The organism is Nonomuraea mesophila, from assembly GCF_004352805.1.
In the GTDB taxonomy this organism is placed as follows: Bacteria; Actinomycetota; Actinomycetes; order Streptosporangiales; family Streptosporangiaceae; genus Nonomuraea; species Nonomuraea longispora.
Map to the genome: position 1 here is coordinate 1 of NZ_SMLD01000363.1, position 1736 is coordinate 1736.

Annotated in this window: 3 protein-coding genes; 1 reads left to right on the forward strand and 2 read right to left on the reverse strand. The window is 74.8% G+C overall.

Annotated features, from left to right (window positions below; all coding sequences use genetic code 11):
* A partial coding sequence (locus E1295_RS48020) for a YnfA family protein (RefSeq protein WP_132642058.1) occupies positions 1-330 on the reverse strand: 330 nt, incomplete at its 3' end.
* Positions 331-374: 44 nt separating this feature from the next.
* Between E1295_RS48020 and E1295_RS48025 the strand changes: the two genes are divergently transcribed.
* Positions 375-887 carry an O-acetyl-ADP-ribose deacetylase gene (locus E1295_RS48025; protein WP_132642060.1) on the forward strand — a complete coding sequence of 171 codons (513 nt, stop codon included), beginning with the start codon at positions 375-377 and terminating at the stop codon, positions 885-887.
* On the opposite strand, the gene E1295_RS48030 is transcribed toward E1295_RS48025, so the two are convergent.
* Positions 884-1690: a class I SAM-dependent methyltransferase gene (locus E1295_RS48030; protein WP_132642063.1), complete on the reverse strand. Its 807-nt coding sequence runs from the start codon at positions 1688-1690 to the stop codon at positions 884-886. The two genes, E1295_RS48025 and E1295_RS48030, sit on opposite strands and share 4 nt — an antisense overlap.
* Between the last annotated feature and the right edge of the window lie 46 nt (positions 1691-1736).

The following is a 1736-nucleotide window of genomic DNA, read 5'->3' on the forward strand; positions in this document are numbered from 1 at the left end:
GCCGCGGGGGGCGTACATGATGACCGCCACGCCCAGCAGGCAGATCAGCGCGCCGGTGACGTCCCAGCGGTCGGGTCTGAACCCGTCGACGACCATGCCCCAGGCCAGCGAGCCCGCCACGAAGACCCCGCCGTAGGCGGCGAGCACCCGGCCGAAGTCGGCGCTCGGCTGCAGCGTGGCGACGAAGCCGTACAGGCCGAGCGCGACGATGCCCGCGCCGATCCAGACGGCGCCGCGGTGCTCGCGCACCCCTTGCCAGATCAGCCACGCGCCGCCGATCTCGGCGAGCGCGGCCAGCACGAACAGCAGCACGGACTTGGCGACGGTCATAACCGCCGAGATTAGCCAGCCCGGCGGCGGGCACGCTCGGGAGGATGGAGATCACGCTGGTTCTCGGCGACATCACCGAGCAGCGGGTCGACGCCGTGGTCAACGCCGCCAACTCCTCCCTCATGGGCGGCGGGGGCGTGGACGGCGCGATCCACCGCCGCGGTGGGCCGGACATCCTCGACGAGTGCAGGCGGCTGCGGGCCTCCCGCTACGGCAAGGGCCTGCCGACCGGGCAGGCGGTCGCCACGACGGCGGGCCGGCTGCCGGCCCGGTGGGTGATCCACACCGTCGGACCGGTCCACTCCCGGTCGCAGGACCGCTCCGAGTTGCTGGCCTCCTGCCACCAGGAGTCCCTGCGGGTGGCCGACTCGCTGGGGGCGCGTTCCGTGGCCTTCCCGGCGATCTCCACCGGCATCTACGGCTGGCCCGTCGACGACGCGGCGCGGATCGCCCTGGAGGCGGTGCGGCAGGCGGAGACGTCCGTGGCGGACGTCCGGTTCGTGCTGTTCGACGACCGGGCCTACACCGCGTTCGCCTCCCGGCTCCGAACCGCCTAGCGGGGATCGACCGCCGCCCACGGCAGCGTCAGCTCGCCGAGCCGCCACCTCGCGGGCCCGCCCAGCGGCGGACGCAGGGGCACCGGCCACGACGCGGCGAGGACGCGCACGGCGGCCAGCCACCGCTGCCGCCGCCCGTGCGCCCCGTAGGGTGCGCTCACCGCCCAGGCGTGGTCGAAGTCCCGTAGGAACGCGTGGATCCGCTCACCCGGCACATTGCGGTGGATCAGGGTCTTGGGCAGCCGGTCGGCCAGGTCGGACGGGCGCTCGAAGGCGTCGAACCGGGCGGAGAAGGTGATCGTGCCCGGCCCCTCTTCGGACACGCCGGCCCAGACCGCGCGCCGCCCGTTCTCCGACGAGGTGCCCTCCACGAGCACGCCGCCGGGGGCCAGGCCGCCTCGGAGCACGTCCCAGTAGTGCCAGGCCTCGCCCTCTTCGTACTGTCTGAGCACGTTGAACGCCCGCACCAGCGTCGGCGGGCGGGCCACGGGCAGCTCGAAGCCGCCCAGCCGGAACGTCAGCCCCTCCCGCTCGTACGGCTTCGCCCCCGCCACCCGGGCCGGGTCGATCTCGATGCCCACCACCTCGACCTCCGGCGCCACCTGGCGTAACCGGGTGAACAGCTCAAGCGTCGTGGTGTGGGAGGCGCCGTAGCCGAGGTCCACCACCAGGGGGCGGGCCGCGGCCCGCAGCAGCCCGCCGTGCACGGCCGCGAGCCAGCGGTCGGACCGCCGCAGCCGGTTGTGCCCGGTCGTCCCCCTCGTGATCGCCCCGACCGGCCTGCGGACGGGAGACCTGCCCATCAGGCGGCCGCCACGCGGGCGGGCTCGGTGTGGGCGAGCTCAGGGT